The sequence below is a fragment of the Ruegeria sp. BC2 genome (assembly GCF_056539245.1).
The window spans coordinates 1,987,702-2,006,524 of sequence record NZ_JBQFUQ010000001.1; the positions used below are offsets into that span (position 1 = coordinate 1,987,702).

15 protein-coding genes are annotated in these 18,823 nt (G+C 61.6%); 11 read left to right on the top strand and 4 right to left on the bottom strand.

Features of this window, described 5'->3' with window-relative positions:
* Positions 1 to 3,501 carry a DNA polymerase III subunit alpha gene (gene dnaE, locus ACR0CU_RS09865; RefSeq protein WP_170446967.1) on the bottom strand — a complete coding sequence of 1,167 codons (3,501 nt, stop codon included), beginning with the start codon at positions 3,499 to 3,501 and terminating at the stop codon, positions 1 to 3.
* Between the two features lie 345 nt (positions 3,502 to 3,846).
* On the opposite strand from dnaE, the gene xdhA reads away from it, so the two are divergent.
* The 7 genes from xdhA to ACR0CU_RS09900 all read left to right on the top strand — a co-directional run bounded on the left by xdhA (position 3,847) and on the right by ACR0CU_RS09900 (position 13,230).
* On the top strand, positions 3,847 to 5,208 hold the full coding sequence (gene xdhA, locus ACR0CU_RS09870; protein ID WP_170446969.1) for a xanthine dehydrogenase small subunit: 1,362 nt from the start codon (positions 3,847 to 3,849) through the stop codon (positions 5,206 to 5,208).
* Positions 5,205 to 7,607, top strand: a complete 2,403-nt coding sequence (gene xdhB, locus ACR0CU_RS09875) for a xanthine dehydrogenase molybdopterin binding subunit (protein ID WP_170446971.1) — start codon at positions 5,205 to 5,207, stop codon at positions 7,605 to 7,607. Before xdhA ends, xdhB begins: the two co-directional genes overlap by 4 nt.
* Positions 7,607 to 8,542 carry a xanthine dehydrogenase accessory protein XdhC gene (xdhC, locus tag ACR0CU_RS09880; protein WP_170446973.1) on the top strand — a complete coding sequence of 312 codons (936 nt, stop codon included), beginning with the start codon at positions 7,607 to 7,609 and terminating at the stop codon, positions 8,540 to 8,542. Before xdhB ends, xdhC begins: the two co-directional genes overlap by 1 nt.
* A complete protein-coding gene (locus ACR0CU_RS09885; RefSeq protein ID WP_170370916.1) occupies positions 8,539 to 10,056 on the top strand; it encodes an ABC transporter ATP-binding protein in 1,518 nt (505 codons plus the stop codon). The genes xdhC and ACR0CU_RS09885 overlap by 4 nt, the downstream gene beginning before the upstream one ends.
* Positions 10,057 to 10,118: 62 nt before the next feature.
* The gene (locus ACR0CU_RS09890; RefSeq protein WP_170337792.1) at positions 10,119 to 11,201 is read left to right on the top strand and encodes an ABC transporter permease; all 1,083 of its coding nucleotides are present in this window, start codon (positions 10,119 to 10,121) and stop codon (positions 11,199 to 11,201) included.
* A 2-nt stretch (positions 11,202 to 11,203) separates the two neighbouring features.
* A complete protein-coding gene (locus tag ACR0CU_RS09895; protein ID WP_170337474.1) occupies positions 11,204 to 12,124 on the top strand; it encodes an ABC transporter permease in 921 nt (306 codons plus the stop codon).
* 32 nt (positions 12,125 to 12,156) lie between these two features.
* Positions 12,157 to 13,230 (top strand): BMP family ABC transporter substrate-binding protein, encoded by a 1,074-nt coding sequence (locus ACR0CU_RS09900; RefSeq protein ID WP_170337473.1) that lies wholly within the window; start codon positions 12,157 to 12,159, stop codon positions 13,228 to 13,230.
* A gap of 53 nt (positions 13,231 to 13,283) precedes the next feature.
* Here ACR0CU_RS09900 and ACR0CU_RS09905 read toward each other — a convergent pair whose 3' ends face one another.
* The 3 genes from ACR0CU_RS09905 to ACR0CU_RS09915 form a co-directional block, all read right to left on the bottom strand.
* Positions 13,284 to 13,904: a CDP-alcohol phosphatidyltransferase family protein gene (locus ACR0CU_RS09905; protein WP_170362846.1), complete on the bottom strand. Its 621-nt coding sequence runs from the start codon at positions 13,902 to 13,904 to the stop codon at positions 13,284 to 13,286.
* A gap of 70 nt (positions 13,905 to 13,974) precedes the next feature.
* Positions 13,975 to 15,207 carry an HlyD family secretion protein gene (locus tag ACR0CU_RS09910; protein ID WP_170446974.1) on the bottom strand — a complete coding sequence of 411 codons (1,233 nt, stop codon included), beginning with the start codon at positions 15,205 to 15,207 and terminating at the stop codon, positions 13,975 to 13,977.
* Between the two features lie 3 nt (positions 15,208 to 15,210).
* Positions 15,211 to 15,612 (bottom strand): hypothetical protein, encoded by a 402-nt coding sequence (locus ACR0CU_RS09915; RefSeq protein WP_437436492.1) that lies wholly within the window; start codon positions 15,610 to 15,612, stop codon positions 15,211 to 15,213.
* Positions 15,613 to 15,738: 126 nt separating this feature from the next.
* Between ACR0CU_RS09915 and ACR0CU_RS09920 the strand changes: the two genes are divergently transcribed.
* The 4 genes from ACR0CU_RS09920 (at position 15,739) to ACR0CU_RS09935 (ending at position 18,799) form a co-directional block, all read left to right on the top strand.
* The gene (locus ACR0CU_RS09920) at positions 15,739 to 16,680 is read left to right on the top strand and encodes an aldo/keto reductase (protein WP_170446976.1); all 942 of its coding nucleotides are present in this window, start codon (positions 15,739 to 15,741) and stop codon (positions 16,678 to 16,680) included.
* Positions 16,677 to 17,741, top strand: a complete 1,065-nt coding sequence (locus ACR0CU_RS09925; protein WP_170446978.1) for an NAD(P)/FAD-dependent oxidoreductase — start codon at positions 16,677 to 16,679, stop codon at positions 17,739 to 17,741. The genes ACR0CU_RS09920 and ACR0CU_RS09925 overlap by 4 nt, the downstream gene beginning before the upstream one ends.
* Entirely contained in the window at positions 17,741 to 18,394 is a 654-nt protein-coding gene (locus ACR0CU_RS09930) for a DUF938 domain-containing protein (RefSeq protein WP_170446980.1), read from the top strand. The genes ACR0CU_RS09925 and ACR0CU_RS09930 overlap by 1 nt, the downstream gene beginning before the upstream one ends.
* 69 nt (positions 18,395 to 18,463) lie before the next feature.
* Positions 18,464 to 18,799: a carboxymuconolactone decarboxylase family protein gene (locus ACR0CU_RS09935; protein ID WP_170446982.1), complete on the top strand. Its 336-nt coding sequence runs from the start codon at positions 18,464 to 18,466 to the stop codon at positions 18,797 to 18,799.
* Positions 18,800 to 18,823 lie beyond the last annotated feature (24 nt).

Genomic DNA, 18,823 nt, shown 5'->3' on the forward strand with positions numbered 1-18,823 from the left:
CTAGACCTCTTCGACGGACAAGACCCCATCCAGTGATTTGATGGCACTCTTGATCTGGGGATTGATCGGGAATTCCTGCCCCAGGTCCATCTCGACCTCTCCCGGCAAGCCCGGATCCAGCAGACACAAATGGATCGGCCCTTTCGAGGCGTTTTTGGCCGCCCCCGCAGCATCCGCAAGAACGCTGGCGACCGTCGACAGCGCCTGTGATTGGTCCAAAAAGATACGAAGCCCGGTCGCGCCGGCCTCGGCCACGACTGAATCCGCCGGCCCGACCGAGCGCGCCAGCAGCTTCAGCTGGTCAGCCTCCATCGTGGCTTCGGCCGTCAGCACGACCTGCGCGCCGGTTTCCAGATATTCGCGTGATTTCTCTAGGGTTTCCGAGAACAGCGTCACCTCGTACGCCCCCGTCGGGTCGGACAGCTGTGCAAAGGCGAAACGGTTGCCCTTGGCCGATTTCCGCTCCTGTCGCCCGGCGACCACACCGGCCATCTTGGCGATCAACGGACCCGAGCGTGCCTTTTCGGTAACCTCGTCCAGCGTCATCACCTGCTTGCGTTTCAGCGCGGGCATATAGTCGTCCAGCGGGTGCCCGGAGAGGTAGAAGCCGATCGCCTTGAACTCTTCGCTCAGCCGTTCGGCGGGTAGCCAGTCGGGCGATTTCGACAGGCGCGGTTCGGGCAGGTCGTCGCCCGCCTCGCCGAACAGCGAGACCTGGTTCGAGTTCTTCTGTTCGTGGATCGCCGCCGAATACTGCACCAGCTGTTCGAGGCTTTCGAAGACCCGGCGGCGGTTCTTGTCCAGCTCGTCAAAGGCGCCCGCGCGCGCCAGCATCTCCAGCGGCCGTTTTCCGACCTTCTTCAGATCGACCCGGCGGGCAAAGTCAAAGAGGTTGACGAACGGCTTGTCGCCCCTGCCCTGCACCACGAGGTTCATCGCCTCGACGCCCACGTTCTTGAGCGCGCCCAGCGCATAGACCAGCTTGCCATCCACCACATCAAACGTTGCCTGCGACCGGTTTATGCAAGGCGGCACGTAGGGCAGTTCCAAACCCTTGCGGACCTCTTCGAAATAGATCGCCAGCTTGTCGGTCAGATGGATATCGCAGTTCATGACACCGGCCATGAATTCGACCGGGTGGTTCGCCTTCAGCCAGCCGGTCTGATAGCTGACCACCGCGTAGGCCGCCGCGTGAGATTTGTTGAAGCCGTAGTTGGCGAATTTCTCCAGCAGGTCGAACACCTCGGACGCCTTCTTGGCATCTACCCCGTTCGCGGCTGCCCCGGCCTCGAATTTCGGGCGCTCGGCGTCCATCGCCTCTTTGATTTTTTTACCCATCGCGCGGCGCAGCAGGTCGGCGCCGCCGAGGCTGTAGCCCGCCATGACCTGCGCGATCTGCATCACCTGCTCCTGGTAGACGATGATGCCTTGTGTTTCTTCCAGAATGTGGTCGATCAGCGGGTGGACCGAGGTGATCTTGCGCTGGCCATTCTTGACCTCGCAATAGGTCGGGATGTTCTCCATCGGGCCGGGACGGTAGAGCGCGACCAGCGCCACGATGTCCTCGATGCAGGTGGGTTTCATGCGCTTGAGCGCATCCATCATGCCCGAGCTTTCAACCTGGAACACCGCCACGGTCTTGGCCGCGGAATAGAGCTTGTAGGTGGCCGGGTCATCCAGCGGGATGGCGTTGATCTGGTTCTCGGCCCCCTCGGCCGGCTCATAAAGCTGCCGACCGTCGGCCGCCACGTGCAATGGCCGTCCGGACTTGAAGATCAGGTCCATGGCGTTCTGGATGACCGTCAGAGTCTTGAGGCCCAGAAAGTCGAATTTCACCAGACCGGCCTGTTCGACCCACTTCATGTTGAACTGGGTGGCAGGCATGTCCGAGCGGGGGTCCTGATAGAGCGGCACCAGCTCGTCCAGCGGCCGGTCGCCGATCACCACGCCAGCGGCGTGGGTCGAAGCGTTGCGCAGCAGCCCCTCGACCTGCTGGCCATAAGTCAGAAGGCGGTCGACCACCTCTTCGTTGCGGGCTTCTTCGCGCAGACGCGGTTCGTCTTTCAGGGCCTTCTCGATCGACACCGGCTTGACGCCTTCGACCGGGATCATCTTGGACAGGCGATCCACCTGGCCGTAAGGCATCTGCAGCACCCGCCCGATGTCGCGCACCGCGGCCTTGGACAAGAGCGCGCCGAAGGTGATGATCTGGCCAACCTTGTCGCGGCCGTATTTCTGCTGAACATACCGGATCACCTCTTCGCGGCGGTCCATGCAGAAGTCGATGTCAAAGTCGGGCATCGACACCCGTTCGGGGTTCAGGAAGCGTTCGAACAGCAGGCTGTAACGCAACGGGTCAAGGTCGGTAATCGTCAGCGCATAGGCCACCAGCGAACCCGCGCCCGAGCCACGGCCCGGACCGACGGGGATGTCATGATCCTTGGCCCATTTGATGAAGTCCGCAACGATCAGGAAGTAACCGGGGAACCCCATGCCCTCGATGATGTCCAATTCGAAATCCAGACGCTTCTGGTATTCCTCAGCTGGGACAGCGTGCGGGATCACCGCCAGTCGGGCCTGCAGACCCTCGTTGGCCTGGCGGCGTAGCTCCTCGACCTCGTCATCGGCGAATTTCGGCAGGATCGGATCCCGTTTGTAGGCCATGAAGGCGCAACGTTTGGCAATCTCGACCGTGTTTGCGATCGCCTCGGGCAGATCGGCAAAGAGCGTGGCCATTTCCTGCGGAGATTTGAAGTAATGCTGCGCGGTCAGGCGGCGACGACCTTCCTGCTGGTCGACATAGGCACCCTCGGCAATGCAGATCAGCGCATCATGCGCCTCATACATATCCGAGGTCGGGAAATAGACGTCATTCGTGGCCACCAGAGGCAGGTTCTTGGCATAGGCCATTTCCACATGGCCGCGCTCGGTCAGGCGCTCGGCCTCGGGCTGGCCATCCTCGCCGGGATGACGTTGCAGTTCGATATAAAGCCGATCGGGGAACATCGCGGCCAACCGATCTACCAGCAACTCGGCCGCCGGACGCTGGCCCTGCTGCAACAGGCGGCCAACGGGGCCGTCCGGTCCGCCGGTCAAGCAGATCAGCCCATCGGAATGCGCAGCCAACTCCTCAAGCGTGACCTGCGGCAACTGCCCGCCCTTGTCCACATACAGGCACGAGCTGAGCTTCATCAGATGCTCGTACCCCGTCTCAGACTGTGCCAGCAGTACAATCGGCGCGGGGGGCTTGGGTTTTTCCCCCGGCTGCGCTTGGACATATGCCAGATCAACTTGGCAGCCCATGATCGGCTGCACACCCGCACCGCTTGCGGTAACCGAAAATTCCAGCGCCGCGAACATGTTGTTGGTGTCTGTCACCGCAACGGCCGGCATGTCCATCTGCTCGCACAGCGTTGGCAGTTTCTTCAGGCGCACCGCCCCCTCAAGAAGGGAGTATTCGGTGTGAACTCGGAGGTGGATGAATCGAGGGGTACTGCTCATACGAGGCAGGCTATCGCACTCGCGACCCGGGAAAAAGCCGGAACAGTTAGAGGTGATTGCTGAAAAAATAGCCGCGCATTATTCGGAGATTCCAGAAGGTGCTTCAGCCGACGCCACCTGGGTTACACCAAAATCTCTTTCAATTCAGATGCCTAGATAATAAAAACGTGGTGCATATCAAGGCATGGGATCGGGAATGGTACATTCGGCAGGCAGTTTTTCTTGCCAGCGCGCACAGGCTGTTTCTAACATCTTCAGGCAAGCTACAAGCCCGCTTCTTTCTCTACGTCGCATCGAGACAGGAGCACCCATGGGCGCAACCGGGTAAGGCGACGGGTTTCAAGAATGAATATCACGTTTCTTCTGAACGGAGAGACAGTGGAGCTGGCGGATGTCGATCCGACGGCCACATTGCTGGATTGGCTGCGCGAGGATCGCGGTCTGACCGGCACGAAGGAAGGCTGCAACGAGGGCGATTGCGGGGCCTGCACCGTCATGGTGACGGATGAGGCCGGCGCCAAGGCGCTGAATTCCTGCATTCTTTTTCTGCCTCAACTGCACGGCAAGGCAGTGCGCACGGTCGAGGGGGCGAGCGGGCCCGACGGCGAGCCGCATCCCGTGCAGCAGGCGATGGTGGACCTTCATGGCTCGCAATGTGGATTCTGCACGCCCGGTTTCGTGATGTCGATGGTCGCCAGCCACGCGAATGGCGCGACGGATCATGACACGCAACTGGCCGGCAACCTGTGCCGCTGCACCGGCTATGCGCCGATCATCCGCGCGGCAAAAGCCGTTGAAGACCAGCCGGTGCCGGTCTGGGTCAAGGACAAGCCGGTTGCAGCCAAGCCGGCCTCACCCCTTCTGCCGAAGTCCTCCGACGAACTGGCCAAGGTCTTTGCCGCCCATCCCGGTGCAACTTTGATCGCGGGTGCCACCGATGTCGGCCTTTGGGTCACAAAACAGCTGCGGAACCTGGACCCGGTGATCTTTCTGGGCGGCTGCGACGATCTGAAGGAGATCTCGATCACCGAAGACGAGGTCCACATCGGCGCGATGGTGGACATGAACCGCCTGGGCGCGGCGATGGCCGATCTGCATCCGTCCTATGCCGAGATGATCCGGCGCTATGCCAGCGTTCAAGTGCGCCACGCGGCCACAGTGGGCGGCAATATCGCGAACGGCTCGCCCATCGGAGACAACCCGCCCGCGCTGATTGCGCTGGGGGCCACGCTGCTCCTGCGCAAGGGCGACGAGAGGCGGTCGATCCCTCTTGAAGATTTCTTCATTGACTATGGAAAGCAGGATCGCGCGCCCGGCGAGTTCGTGGAAGCGGTCAGCTTTCTGCGTCAACCCGATCGGCTGAAATGCTACAAGCTGAGCAAACGGTTCGATCAGGATATTTCGGCCGTATGCGGCTGTTTCAACATTACCGTTTCTGACGGCGTCGTCTCGCAAGCCCGGATCGCCTTTGGCGGAATGGCCGGTGTGCCGAAACGCGCGACTCAGGTTGAGGCCGCGCTAACCGGTCGCCCGTGGACGGCGGAAACCGTTCAAAGCGCTTTGCCGGCCTTTGCCGAGGACTATTCCCCGATGAGCGACATGCGTGCCTCGGCCCGCTACCGGCTGGAGACCGCAAAGGCCATGCTCGAACGCTATTTCCTGGAAGATCAGGGCGAGCTGACCAATGTGCTGGAGGTGTCGGCATGAGCGTGACCAAGCCGCTGCCCCATGACGCCGCACCCCTGCATGTGTCCGGCGTCGCCCGTTATGTTGACGACATTCCGACGCCCAAGGGCACGTTGCATCTGGCGTTCGGCCTGAGCCCGATCGCCAAGGGCCGGATAACGGCGATGGACCTGTCAGATGTCCGCGCGGCCCCGGGGGTCGTGATGGTGATAACCGCTGAGGACCTGCCCTTTGCCAATGACGTCTCGCCCTCGATCCATGACGAACCATTGCTGTCCGACGGCACCGTGAATTACGTGGGCCAGCCCGTGTTTCTGGTTGTCGCCACCAGCCATCTGGCGGCGCGCAAGGCGGCACGGCTGGGCAAGATCGACTATGCCGAGGAAACGCCGATCCTGACGATCGAAGAGGCTCTGGCCGCAGACAGCCGGTTCGAGGACGGCCCCCGCATCTATGCCAAGGGCGATGCGGAAACCGCCATCGCGCAGGCGGCGCATGTGGTCGAAGGCTCGTTCGAGATCGGCGGGCAGGAGCATTTCTATCTGGAAGGTCAGGCCGCGTTGGCGGCGCCGAACGAAGGCAGCGACATGCTGGTGCATTCCTCGACCCAGCACCCGACCGAGATTCAACACAAGGTGGCTGACGCTTTGGGCGTTCCCATGCATGCGGTGCGGGTCGAAACCCGGCGGATGGGCGGCGGGTTCGGTGGCAAGGAAAGCCAAGGCAACGCCCTGGCCGTGGCCTGCGCAGTTGCGGCACGGGCAACCGGTCGAGCCTGCAAGATGCGCTATGACCGGGATGATGACATGACCATCACCGGCAAGCGCCACGCCTTCCGCATCAGCTACAAGGCCGGCTTTGACGAAAACGGCCACATTCAGGGTGTTTCCTTCCTGCACTACGCCATCTGCGGTTGGGCGCAGGACCTGTCGCTGCCGGTCGCCGACCGCGCGATGCTGCATTCCGACAACGCCTACCTTCTGCCCAACGCGCGGATCGAGAGCCATAGGCTGAAGACCAACACACAGTCCGCAACCGCCTATCGCGGCTTTGGTGGGCCGCAGGGCATGGTCGGCATCGAGCGGGTGATGGATCACGCCGCGCATGTGCTGGGTCTGGACCCGGTCGAACTGCGGCGGCGGAACTACTATGAACCGGCGCATGCAGGCGTTGAAGAACCGGTGAGGGACAAGCCGCTGGGCCACCCGGATCCGCATGAGGATCTGACCAGCCGCGGCGCCGTCGAAACCGGCCGCTCGGTGGTGCGGCCAGTGCCCGCGGGTGGGAACACCACCCCCTATGGCATGGAAGTCACCGATTTCGAGCTGCATCCCATGACCGAAGCCTTGCTGGAGTCCTGCGATTACGCAACCCGCAAGGCGGCGGTCGAGAAGTGGAATGCCGAAAACCGCGTGATCAAGAAGGGCATCGCCTTTTCACCGGTCAAGTTCGGGATTTCCTTCACTCTCACCCACCTGAATCAGGCCGGGGCGCTGGTGCATGTCTATCAGGACGGCTCGGTCCACCTGAACCATGGCGGCACCGAGATGGGTCAGGGCCTGTTCCAGAAAGTGGCGCAGGTGGCGGCCGCGCGGTTCGGCATTCCGCTGGAGATGGTGAAGATCACCGCGACCGATACCGCCAAAGTGCCCAACACCTCGGCCACGGCGGCCTCGTCCGGCAGCGATCTGAACGGGATGGCGGTCAAGGCCGCCTGCGACACGATCCGCGACCGGATGGCCGCCTATCTGGCCGAGCGGCATCAGACCGATCCATCGGCGGTCGTCTTTGCCGATGGCCGGGTCAGTGTGGGCGAGGAAAGCTACAGCTTTGCCGAAGCCGCGGCGCTGGCCTATCAGGGGCGTGTCAGCCTGTCGGCAACCGGGTTCTACAAGACCCCCAAGATCGAGTGGGACCGGATCGCCGGACGCGGGCGCCCGTTCTTCTATTTCGCCTATGGAGCTTCGGTGACCGAAGTCGCCGTGGACACTCTGACCGGCGAGAACCGCATCCTTCGGACGGATATCCTGCATGATGCGGGTGCTTCGCTGAACCCTGCGCTGGATATCGGGCAGGTCGAGGGCGGCTATGTGCAAGGTGCGGGCTGGCTGACGACCGAGGAACTGGTCTGGGACGACAAAGGCCGGCTGCGCACCCATGCGCCATCGACCTACAAGATCCCCGCCTGTTCGGACCGACCGGGTGTGTTCAACGTTGCGCTTTGGGATGGTCAGAACCGCGAAGACACCATCTATCGCTCAAAAGCAGTGGGCGAGCCGCCTTTCATGCTGGGCATCTCGGCCTGGCTGGCGTTGTCGAACGCGGTTGCGGCCTGCGGCGACGGGTATCCTGCGATCAATGCCCCGGCCACCGCCGAAGAGGTCTGGACCGCCATTCAACGCATGCGTGGAGGTACCTGATGGGATTTGACCGGGAGACTTTGAGGGAGGCGGTCAAGACGCATGGCAAGGTGACCCGCGTGGTCATTGCTGCAATTCGAGGCTCGTCCCCGCGCGAGGTCGGCGCCGCGATGCTGGTCTGGAAGGGCGGGCAATCCGGCACGATCGGGGGTGGTACGCTGGAGTATCAGGCGGCTGAGGCCGCCCGGGTCCAGCAAAGCCCAACCTGCCTGTCCCGCCATGCGCTGGGTCCCGACCTCGGGCAATGCTGTGGCGGTGCCGTAACGCTGCTGAGCGAGGTCTATGACCTGAAATCCATCGAGGCCCTGGACGATACCGTCATCGCACGCCCGACTGCCGGTGGTGACATGCCATTGTCGGTCAAGCGGCTGCTGGCAACCGCACGCGCACAGGGTATCGCGCCTGACCCACAATTGCTTGACGGCTGGATGATCGAGCCGGTGCACACACCGACCCGCCAATTGTGGATCTGGGGGGCCGGTCATGTCGGACGGGCGCTTGTGGATGTGCTGTCGCCTCTCCCCGATCTTGCCATCACCTGGGTGGACACCGCCGCCGACCGGTTTCCAGCTGACATCCCAGCAGGTGTAACCGTGGTTCCGGCAGCGAACCCGGCCGACCTCGTGCGCCACGCACCGGTCCAAGCCGAGCACTTGGTGCTGACTTATTCACACAATCTGGATCTGGAACTGTGCAACCGGCTATTGACGCACGGTTTTCACTTTGCCGGGCTGATCGGCTCGGCTACGAAATGGGCGCGATTCCGTTCGCGCCTGGCTGCGCTGGGTCACTCACCGGCTCAGATCGCCCGGATCACCTGCCCGATCGGTGACCCATCGTTGGGCAAGCACCCGCAGATGATCGCAGTTGGTGTGGCAGCGCAAATTCTGCGCCCCGCCCGACAGAACGACTTGAAGAAGGACCAGAGCGCGTGACCACTCCACTACTGAGCTTGCAGGGGCTGACCAAGGCCTATCCCGGCGTCGTGGCCAACGACCACGTGTCCTTTGACATCGGTGAGGGCGAAGTTCACGCCCTCCTGGGCGAAAACGGCGCGGGAAAATCCACGCTGGTGAAGATGATCTACGGGCTGGTCAAGCCGGACAGCGGCACGATGCTGTTGCGCGGCCAACCCTATGCGCCGGCCGAGCCGCGTGCGGCCCGTGCCGACGGCATCGCCATGGTGTTCCAGCATTTTTCGCTGTTCGACGCGCTCAACGTGGCCGAAAACATCGCCCTGGGCATGGAAAGCCCGCCGCCGATGGGTGATCTGGCATCGCGTATTCGCGAGGTCTCGGAGACCTATGGCCTGCCGCTGGATCCGTATCGTCGGGTTGGTGACCTGTCCGCCGGTGAACGCCAGCGAGTTGAGATCATCCGCTGCCTGCTGCAGGACCCAAAGCTGCTGATCATGGACGAACCGACCTCGGTCCTGACCCCGCAGGAGGTAGATATCCTGTTCGAAACACTGAAAAAACTGCGGTCGGAAGGAACTTCGATCCTGTACATCTCGCACAAACTGGAGGAAATCCGCACGCTGTGCGACCACGCCACCATTCTGCGGCTGGGCAAGAACGTGGGTGAATGCACACCCAGCGAAACATCCGCCCGCGACATGGCCGAAATGATGGTGGGATCAGCCCTTCAGACTCCTGAACGGTCCGGGCGCGAGTTCGGACCCGTCGCGCTGGATGTTTCCGGGCTTTCGGTTCCGTCCCCTTCCGAATTCGGGACCGCGCTGAAGAACGTGCACCTGACCGTCCGCAAGGGCGAAGTCCTTGGCATCGGCGGCGTGGCCGGCAACGGTCAGGACGAACTGCTGGGCGTTCTGTCCGGTGAAATCCTGACGGACGCGGATGCGATCCGCTTCAACGGCCAGCCGATCGGCAAACTGGGCCCGACGGCCCGGCGCAGACTGGGTGTGCTGACGGCCCCAGAAGAGCGGTTGGGACATGCCGCGGCGCCGGACATGAGCCTGACGGAAAACGCTCTGCTGACCGGCTCGGTGCGCGAGTCTCTGGAGAAGAACGGTTTTTTGAAATGGGCCGACACCCGCGTGTTTGCGGAGAAGATCATTCAGGCATTCGACGTGCGGACCCCGGGGCCGGAAAACGCCGCGCGGTCGCTGTCGGGCGGCAACCTGCAGAAATTCGTCATCGGCCGGGAAGTCCTGCAAAACCCCGAAGTTCTGGTCGTGAACCAGCCGACCTGGGGCGTCGACGCCGCCGCAGCCGCTGCGATCCGTCAGGCCATTCTGGACCTTGCGGCCAAGGGAACGGCGGTGGTCTGCATCAGCCAGGATCTGGATGAACTGATGGAGATTTCCGACAGTTTCGCCGCCTTGAACGAAGGGCGCCTCAGCGCTCCGCGACCCACAACTGGCCTGACCGTCGAAGAGATCGGTCTGATGATGGGCGGCGCGCATGGGATGGAGGTGGCCCATGTGTAGCCTACGGTGCCGCCTCTGGCGCAATAATCCAAAAAAGACGAAGACTTTGGGGGGATGAGCAAATGATAGTGTTGGAGAAACGGCCACAGCCGTCCAAGGCGTGGTCTTATGCCACCCCTCTGGTCGCAGTGCTGGCGACCATGGTTTTCGGCGGGTTGCTGTTTGCAATTCTGGGCAAAAACCCGGTGGAAGCGATCGGAACCATCTTCTGGGAACCCCTGTTCGGAGAATTCTCATTCTACTACCGACCGCAACTGCTGGTGAAGGGCGCACCGTTGGTTCTGATCGCCATCGGTCTGTCGCTGGGCTTCCGCGCCGGTATCTGGAATATCGGCGCCGAGGGTCAGTACATCATGGGCGCTATCTTCGGCGCCGCGGCCGGCCTGGCCTTCTACCCTCTGGATGCATGGTACGTCTTTCCAATCATGGTGATCGCCGGCGCGTTCGGCGGCTGGATCTGGGCGATGATCCCGGCCCTGCTCAAGGTTCGGTTTGGAACCAACGAGATTCTCGTTTCCCTGATGTTGGTTTACGTGGCCGAGCAGTTTCTGGCCTCGATGTCGCTGGGTCTGCTGAAAAACCCTGAGGGGTTCGGGTTTCCCGGCTCGCGCAACCTGCAGTCCTATGAAAGTGCCCACAATGCCGAACTGTTTGCCGGAACCGGCATGCACTGGGGCGTCGTCGCGGCCTTTATCGCGGTGATCTTTGCCTATGTCCTGCTGAACCGGCACATGCTGGGATTTCACATCCGCCTTACAGGCGAAGCTCCGCGCGCGGCACGATTTGCCGGCGTGAATCCCCCGCGGCTGATACTGTTTTGCCTGGGGCTGTCGGGCGCGTTGGCCGGTCTTGCCGGTATGTTCGAGGTCTCGGGCCCGTCCGGCGTGGTCAGCATCGACTTCAACGTGGGTTACGGCTTTACCGCGATCATCGTGGCGTTTCTGGGCCGTCTGCACCCGGTGGGCATCCTGCTGGCCGGCGGCCTGATGGCGCTGACCTATATCGGTGGCGAAATCGCACAATCGCAGCTGGGGCTGCCCGCTGCGGCCATCCAGGTGTTCCAGGGAATGCTTCTGTTCTTCCTGCTGGCCTTCGATCTTTTGACCAACTACCGCATCCGTGCGGCCCGTAGCGAGGTGGCGTGACCATGGACCTTGGAGAAATCAATCCCGTTCTTTTGCTGGCCTCGTTGATGGTTGCCGCAACCCCGCTTCTGCTCGCGGCGATCGGAGAGCTTGTCGTCGAAAAGGCCGGCGTTCTGAACCTCGGCGTCGAAGGCATGATGATCGTGGGCGCAATCAGCGGATTTGCCATCTCGGTCGAGACAGGCTCGCCATGGTTGGGTTTTGTCGCGGCGGCCGTCGGCGGTGCACTGCTGTCGTTGCTGTTCGTTCTGCTGACCCAGTTCGCGCTGGCGAACCAGGTGGCCAGCGGTCTTGCGCTGACGCTGTTTGGCTTGGGCTTCAGTGCCCTTTTGGGCCAAAGCTATGTGGGCATCAAACCGCCCAGCATGGGGGACATCCATATCCCGCTGCTCAGCGATATTCCGGTCATCGGCCCGATCCTGTTCCAACATGATCCGATCCTCTATGTCGGGATCGCGTTGACGGCAGCGGTATGGGCCACTCTGAAATACACCCGCGTCGGGCTGATCCTTCGTGCGGTGGGTGAGAACCACGATGCCGCGCATGCTCTCGGCTACAAGGTCATCAAGATCCGCATTATGGCGATCCTGTTCGGCGGGGCCTGTGCGGGGCTTGGCGGTGCATATATCAGCCTGATCCGGGTCCCTCAGTGGACCGAAGGCATGACCGCCGGAGTCGGCTGGATTGCTCTGGCTCTGGTGGTGTTTGCCAGCTGGAAACCGTGGCGTGCCTTGCTGGGTGCCTATTTGTTTGGCGGAATCACGGTCTTGCAGCTTAATCTACAGGCAGCGGGCGTTGCCATACCTGTCGAGTATCTGGCAATGTCGCCCTACATCATCACGATCCTTGTGCTTGTGATCCTTTCGGCCGACAAGAGCAGCGCACCTGCCTCACTGGGCCGGACCTTCCACGCCTCGCACTAGGGGCCAACTGTACCAACTTGGGGAGTAACTAAATGAAATTCACTTCACTTCTGGCAAGCGCCGCCATGGCACTTGGCCTTGCCACGGGCGCCGTGGCCGAGGACAAGACAAAGGTCGGTTTCGTCTATGTCGGCCCGGTGGGCGACGGCGGCTGGACCTATGAACACGACAAGGGCCGTCAGGCCGTCGAAAAGCACTTTGGCGACAAGGTCGAAACCGTGTACGTGGAATCGGTGCCCGAAGGCCCGGATGCCGAGCGCGTCATGACCCAGATGGCGCTGGAAGGCGCTGACCTGATCTTCACCACCTCGTTCGGCTACATGGACCCGACCATCAACGTGGCCAAGAAATTCCCGGACGTGAAATTTGAACACGCCACGGGCTACAAGACCGCCGACAACGTGTCGGTCTACTCGGCGCGTTTCTATGAGGGTCGCGCTGTCCAAGGTCATATCGCCGGCAAGATGACCAAGTCGAACATCATCGGTTACATCGGCTCGTACCCGATCCCCGAAGTGATCCGCGGCATCAACTCGGCATTCATCCACGCCAAGAAGGTGAACCCGGATGTCGAGTTCAAGATCGTCTGGGCCTACACCTGGTTCGATCCGGCGAAAGAGGCCGACGCGGCGAAGGTTCTGATCGAACAGGGCGCAGACGTGATCCTGCAGCACACGGACTCGACCGCACCGCAGGCGGCCGCACAAGAAGCCGGCAACGTGATCACTTTCGGCCAGGCCTCGGACATGAGCGAATATGCTCCGATGCCGCGCGTCAGCTCGATCATCGACAACTGGGCGCCCTACTACATCGCGCGCACCCAGGCCGTGATGGACGGCACCTGGGAGTCGGTGAACACCTGGGACGGCATCAAGGAAGGCATGGTTGAAATCGGTGAGATTTCCGACGCCGTTCCGGCCGACGTCAAAGAAGAGGCGCTGGCCCTGAAAGCCGCGATTGCAGATGGCAGCTATCACCCGTTCACCGGGCCGCTGAACAAGCAAGACGGCAGCGCCTGGCTGGCCGAGGGTGAAGTGGCCGATGATGGCACTCTGGCCGGCATGAACTTCTATGTCGAAGGGCTGGAAGGCGACATCCCGCAATAAGCGGGACATGTACTGTCAACAAACCCAAAGCCCGCCGGAAACGGCGGGCTTTTTCAGTTCCCGGAACGGTTGCCGAAACTGCGCGCTGCCAACACGATCCGGGATGTGGCGGTCAGGAAACACAAGCTGCCGAATATCCACGCCAAGGCGGCAAACGCATCTGGCACCAGACACACAAGAACAAGGAAACCAATCGTTTCGGCCCCCTCCAGCAACCCACCGGAAAAATACAGGGCCTTCTGCCCTCTGGCGTCGGTCTTCAAACCGTGCCGATCGGCCAGCAGCGAAAAGCCCAGGAAACTGGTGCCGTTGAAATAGAAGGACAGCAAAAGGAAAGCACCGGCCACGCCATTGGAGGCCGGGTCAGCCAGAATAAATGCGAAGGGGATCGCGCCGTAGAACAGAAAGTCGCAGGTGATATCCAGATAACCACCGAAATCGGTGCCGCCCCGGGCACGCGCAACGGCACCGTCCAGGCCATCCGCGAGGCGCGACAGCAGCAAAGGCACCAACGCCCAGTACGTCGCGCCAGCCACGATCAGGCCCGCTGCGACCAAACCAAGTGCCAGCCCAATCAGCGTCACCTGGTTCGCCGTAAAGCCCAACCGCGCGAGAAAACGGCCCTGAGCGTTCAGGGCCGGGTCGATAATCGGGCGGATTTGCGCATCAAACATGTGCGCCAGTTAACCGGGGACAGGCGCCATTTCCAGACACAATAGCGCGAGAGCACTCACGTTCCCGCCATCAGTGACCGCTTAGAACCAGCGTGTTCACCGGCATCAGGATCAGACGCAATCGCAAGCCTGCCGCATGAACCACACCGATCGTGTCCACGACATGCAGGAATGCCCTTTCCCAGAACCCCAAATCTTCGTGTTCAAGCCTGTCGTGATTGTCGGTGTAGACATTGGCAAGACAGTTGCTGCCCGGGGGGACCTTGTCGGCCAGCCCTTCATAAAGCGGTTCGAGATACACGAGGATTGATCCGGGGGTTGTGTTCTGTTGAACGTCGCGCAATTCGTCGGTGGGCCGGATCTGTCCCGAAGGGATCACATCCTGCACTTGGACCACAACGACCGGAATCACCGTGAATGGCCGCGTCATACAGCCCAGCTCTCCGATCATTCCCTGTTTGATCACTTGCGCAGACATCTGGTTGAAAGCCGCCTGAAACCGGTCGCGCCCGGAATCCGTCGGAACCAGAATTCCTGCCGGGCGCATCAGCGGGCTGACAAAATCGCCGACCCGCAGCCCGAACTGCTCGACACGGCCCGTCACACCGGCGCTGATTGTCGTCTTGTCCAATTCGGCCAGAGCGGCATCCAGCTGCGCTTCGGCGCTGGCCAACTGGGCAGGGATCAGTTCTTCGATCTTCTGAACAACGGCCGCCTTTTGGGATTGCGCGGCCAGAACCTTTGCCTCGCGCTCGGCGACAAGGTTCTCCAGTCGCTCGATCTCGGTCAGGCGGACTGCGCTGGATCCCTGATCGCGCAGTGTCGTGTTGCGCTCCAAATCCTCGAGCGCCTGCGCCAGCGCCGCCTGCGCGCCTGCAATGCCGGCTTCGGCCTCGGCCAGATCCGTTTGCGCAACCTTCAGCGAGGCCTGTATCTGAGCAATCTGGGCATGTGCGGCTTCGACCTGCGCGCGCTGGGTAAAATCCTCGATACGAAAGATCGGCTGGCCCGCGGTGACCATCTGGTTGTTGGTCACATAGACCTCGGACACGCGCCCACCCAGTTGCGGAAGAATCGTCACGGTCCGGAAATAGGACGCCGCCGTTTTGCTTGCCGGATGGAAGTAGAACAGCGTGGTAATCACCGTCAGCGCAAGGATTGCGCAGGCGGTCAGCCCCCAGCGCAGTTCGTACCACATGGTGAACAGCGTGATTTCGTGACCTATCCGCTTTCCCTGAACGAAGCGTCGGAACAGAAAGTCGGGCAGAACAGTGACCAGTGCGCAAAGAAATGTTTCGATCATGCGTCAGTGCCCCTGCGGAGCGGCGGGCTCAGGGTCGGGCTCGGCGGGCGGAGGAGACGCCCCGGGTGCCAGTGACCGAATTGCATCTGCAATCGCGCGCAGGGGCGCAGCAAAGTCAGGAAACTGAAAACCTGCAACCAGGATGGCGGCAACCCAGAATAACCCGTTGTGCGTAAACAGGGCCAACAACGCCAGGATACCAACCAACTGAAACTGCGGGTGGTTGTTCTCATGGGCCATCTTCTCGGGGATCGAGTGCAATGTGAAATACGCGACACCGATCAGCAGGATCAGACCAACCGTGAAGATCACCATGAAATTGAAGAGAAAATCGCTGCCATCCGCCTGGGTCACATATGACGGAATGTGCCCTGTGGCCATTGGGTGTAGGTCTGCGCTGGTCACCCCGCCCTCCTGCGTTTTTGGTTGTGAATGTTTGAAAGGGTTGATGCTCAAATTCAACCCTGATTAAAACTTGGGACGACAATTGATCAAAGTCCCCCGTTCGCCGGGCTCATTTCAGGCACTCTCATGACACTCAGGCTTTCCAATCCCGACGGCACTGACATTGGCCGTTTCACTTTTGGCACGATGCAGTTCGGGGGCCGCGCCGATGCCGAACAAAGCCGGGCCATGTTCGACGCCTGTCGCGCGGCCGGCATCACGCATTTCGATACAGCTTATGTCTATACCGACGGTGCGTCGGAAACGTTGCTGGGCCAGATGATCGCGTCTCAGCGCCAGCAACTGACGATCGCCACCAAAGCGGGCTACACAGGCGGCGCCGGCGCGGCCAACATCCGTGCGCAGTTCGACATGTCCCGCAAACGTCTGGGTCAGGACATGGTCGACCTGCTGTACCTGCACCGGTTCGATCCGGACACCGATCTTGCCGAAACGATGGTGTGTTTTGCCCAGCTCAAAGATGCGGGCAAGATCCGCTATGTCGGCTTGTCCAACTTTGCAGCCTGGCAAGTGATGAAAGCCGTGCGCGTCGCCGCGGATTTCGACCTGACCATCGACGCGCTGCAACCGATGTACAACCTCGTCAAGCGGCAGGCCGAGGTCGAGATCCTGCCAATGTGTGCGGATCAAGGTATCTCGGTTTTTGCCTACTCGCCGCTGGGTGGCGGGTTGCTGACCGGAAAGTACACCGATGGCAGTGCAGCCGGCCGACTGTCCGAAGATGACCGATACGCCAGCCGCTATGGGGCTGAATGGATGGCCGAAACAGCTGCCGAGTTGGCCCTCTTGGGGCATCAGACCGGTGTGGATCCGGCGACGCTTGCCGTCGCTTGGGTTGCCGCCAGCCCGTTTGCCCCGTCGCCGATCATATCGGCCAGATCTGCCGAACAGCTGGCACCGTCGCTGGCTGCTCTGACGTTCGACCTTCCGGCCGAGCTCTATGCCCGCATCACGGCGCTCAGCCAGACACCGCCACCGGCGACGGACCGGCTGGAGGAGGTCCAGTGATTGATTTTCTGATCATCGGCGGCGGCATTGCCGGCCTAAGCGCCGGCGCGCGTCTGTCCGAGCATGGATCGGTAACCGTACTCGAGGCCGAGGACGCGCTGGGCTATCACGCCTCGGGGCGATCGGCGGCATTGTTCGAAGAAGGTTATGGCCCACCTTCGGTCGTGGCTCTGAACAAGGCCAGCGCCGAGTTCTTTTTTTCGAACGAGTATCTGACCCCGCGCGGGTTGATGCTGGTGGCCAAAAGTGATCAGGCCGAGCAGTTCCGCAAAGACCTGAGCGAGCTGGGAATGACAGAAATCTCAGTCGCCGATGCGATGGTCCATGTTCCGGTCCTGAACCCGGAAACCGTCGCATACGCGGCGCTGAGTGAGGGCGCTTACGACATCGACACCGACCGCGTGCTGCAGGATTTCGCCCGCACCATTCGCGCCAACGCAGGATCGGTACTGACCCGCCAAAAAGTGGCGCGGATCCGCAAGGACGGCCATTGGCTGGTGGAGGCGGCCGAGGTCTTTCAAGCGCGCACCATCGTCAATGCCGCTGGTGCCTGGGCCGACGAGGTCGCAAGGATGGCCGGGATCGCACCGATCGGAATCACGCCGCGCCGCCGTTCCATGGCCCGACTGCCAGCACCCGAGGGCCATGATGTGAAAAATTGGCCGATGATGCTGGGCGCGGGTGAGACCTGGTACTCCAAACCGGATGCCGGCAAGCTGTTGGTGTCACCGTCCGAGGCCGACCCGGTCGAACCGCATGACGCCTATGCCGACGATATGGTGCTGGCCGAGGGCCTGGCCCGATACGAAGAAATGGTGACCAGCCCGGTCACCCGTGTCGAGACCAATTGGGCCGGGCTGCGCAGCTTTGCCCCGGATGGCACGCTTGTTCTGGGTCCCGACCCGTCGGATGAAAGCTTTGTCTGGTCTGCCGGTCAGGGAGGGTACGGATTTCAAACCGCACCGGCAGCATCGCGATTGGTTGCGGATCTTGCGCTTGGCCGCGCGCCCGAGTTGGATGCCGCGATGGTCTCCGCGCTTACCGTGTCCCGGTTACGCTGATGGGCGGGCGGAAACTGCCTCCGACGGCAAGCGTCGCCTCTCAGGGAGACGGCGCGAAGATGATCGCCCCTGCGGCCAGCCGAAATACGGACGCCTTGTGCGCGTTGCTGGCCGAGATGCCCATCGCAACTGGAAACGCATTGGAACTGGCCAGCGGTACGGGCCAACACGTCGCCGCATTTGCCCGTATCTTTCCCGACCTCACTTGGCAGCCGAGCGAGATCGATCCCGCCCGCCGGGCCAGCATCGACGCCTATGCGGAGGGCCTGCCAAACATCCTTCCCGCCGTCGAGCTGGACGCAACCCTGCCCGGGTGGCACCAAAACTTTGGCAACCAGGACCTTATCATTCTGATCAACCTGCTGCATCTGATCAGCAGGAAAGAAGCCCGGAATATTCTTTCCGAGGCCGCATTGGCCCTTGGCCCCGGGGGGCGGTTCGTTCTCTACGGACCGTTCATGCGCCAGGGCAAGCTGATCAGCGACGGCGACCGACGCTTTCATGCCGACCTGACCCGGCAAGATCCCGAGATAGGCTACAAAGACGACAGCCAGATCAGCAACTATCTGGAAAGCACAGGGCTGCGGGTTGTCGGAGTGGTTCCAATGCCTGCGAACAATCTGGCTTTTGTCGCAGAAAAGCCCTCGATCTGATCAAGATCAAAGCCGTTCCGACGCCGCTGATACATATGCAAGATGCAATATGTAAAAGAGGCGCAAGACATGACCTGGTCAGACAAGCTTGTTGAAACGCGCAGCGGATTGCGCAACCTGAACGGAGCCATACCGGATACCGCCCGCGCTTTCGGCGCGCTCGGGAAATCGGTCAAGGAAGGCGGAGCACTGGACTTCAAGACCAAGGAGTTCATCGCCTTGGGCATGTCCATCGCAGTACGTTGCGAACCCTGCATTTCGTTGCACACCGAAACACTGGTCAAGGCGGGCGCTTCGCGTGAGGAATTCTCGGACGTTCTGGCCATGGCGATCCAGATGGGTGGCGGTCCGTCGATGATGTACGCAGCCAAGGCGCTGGAGTGCTTCGACGAACTCAGCGCATAGCCAAAAAAGGCCCCGGAGTTGTCC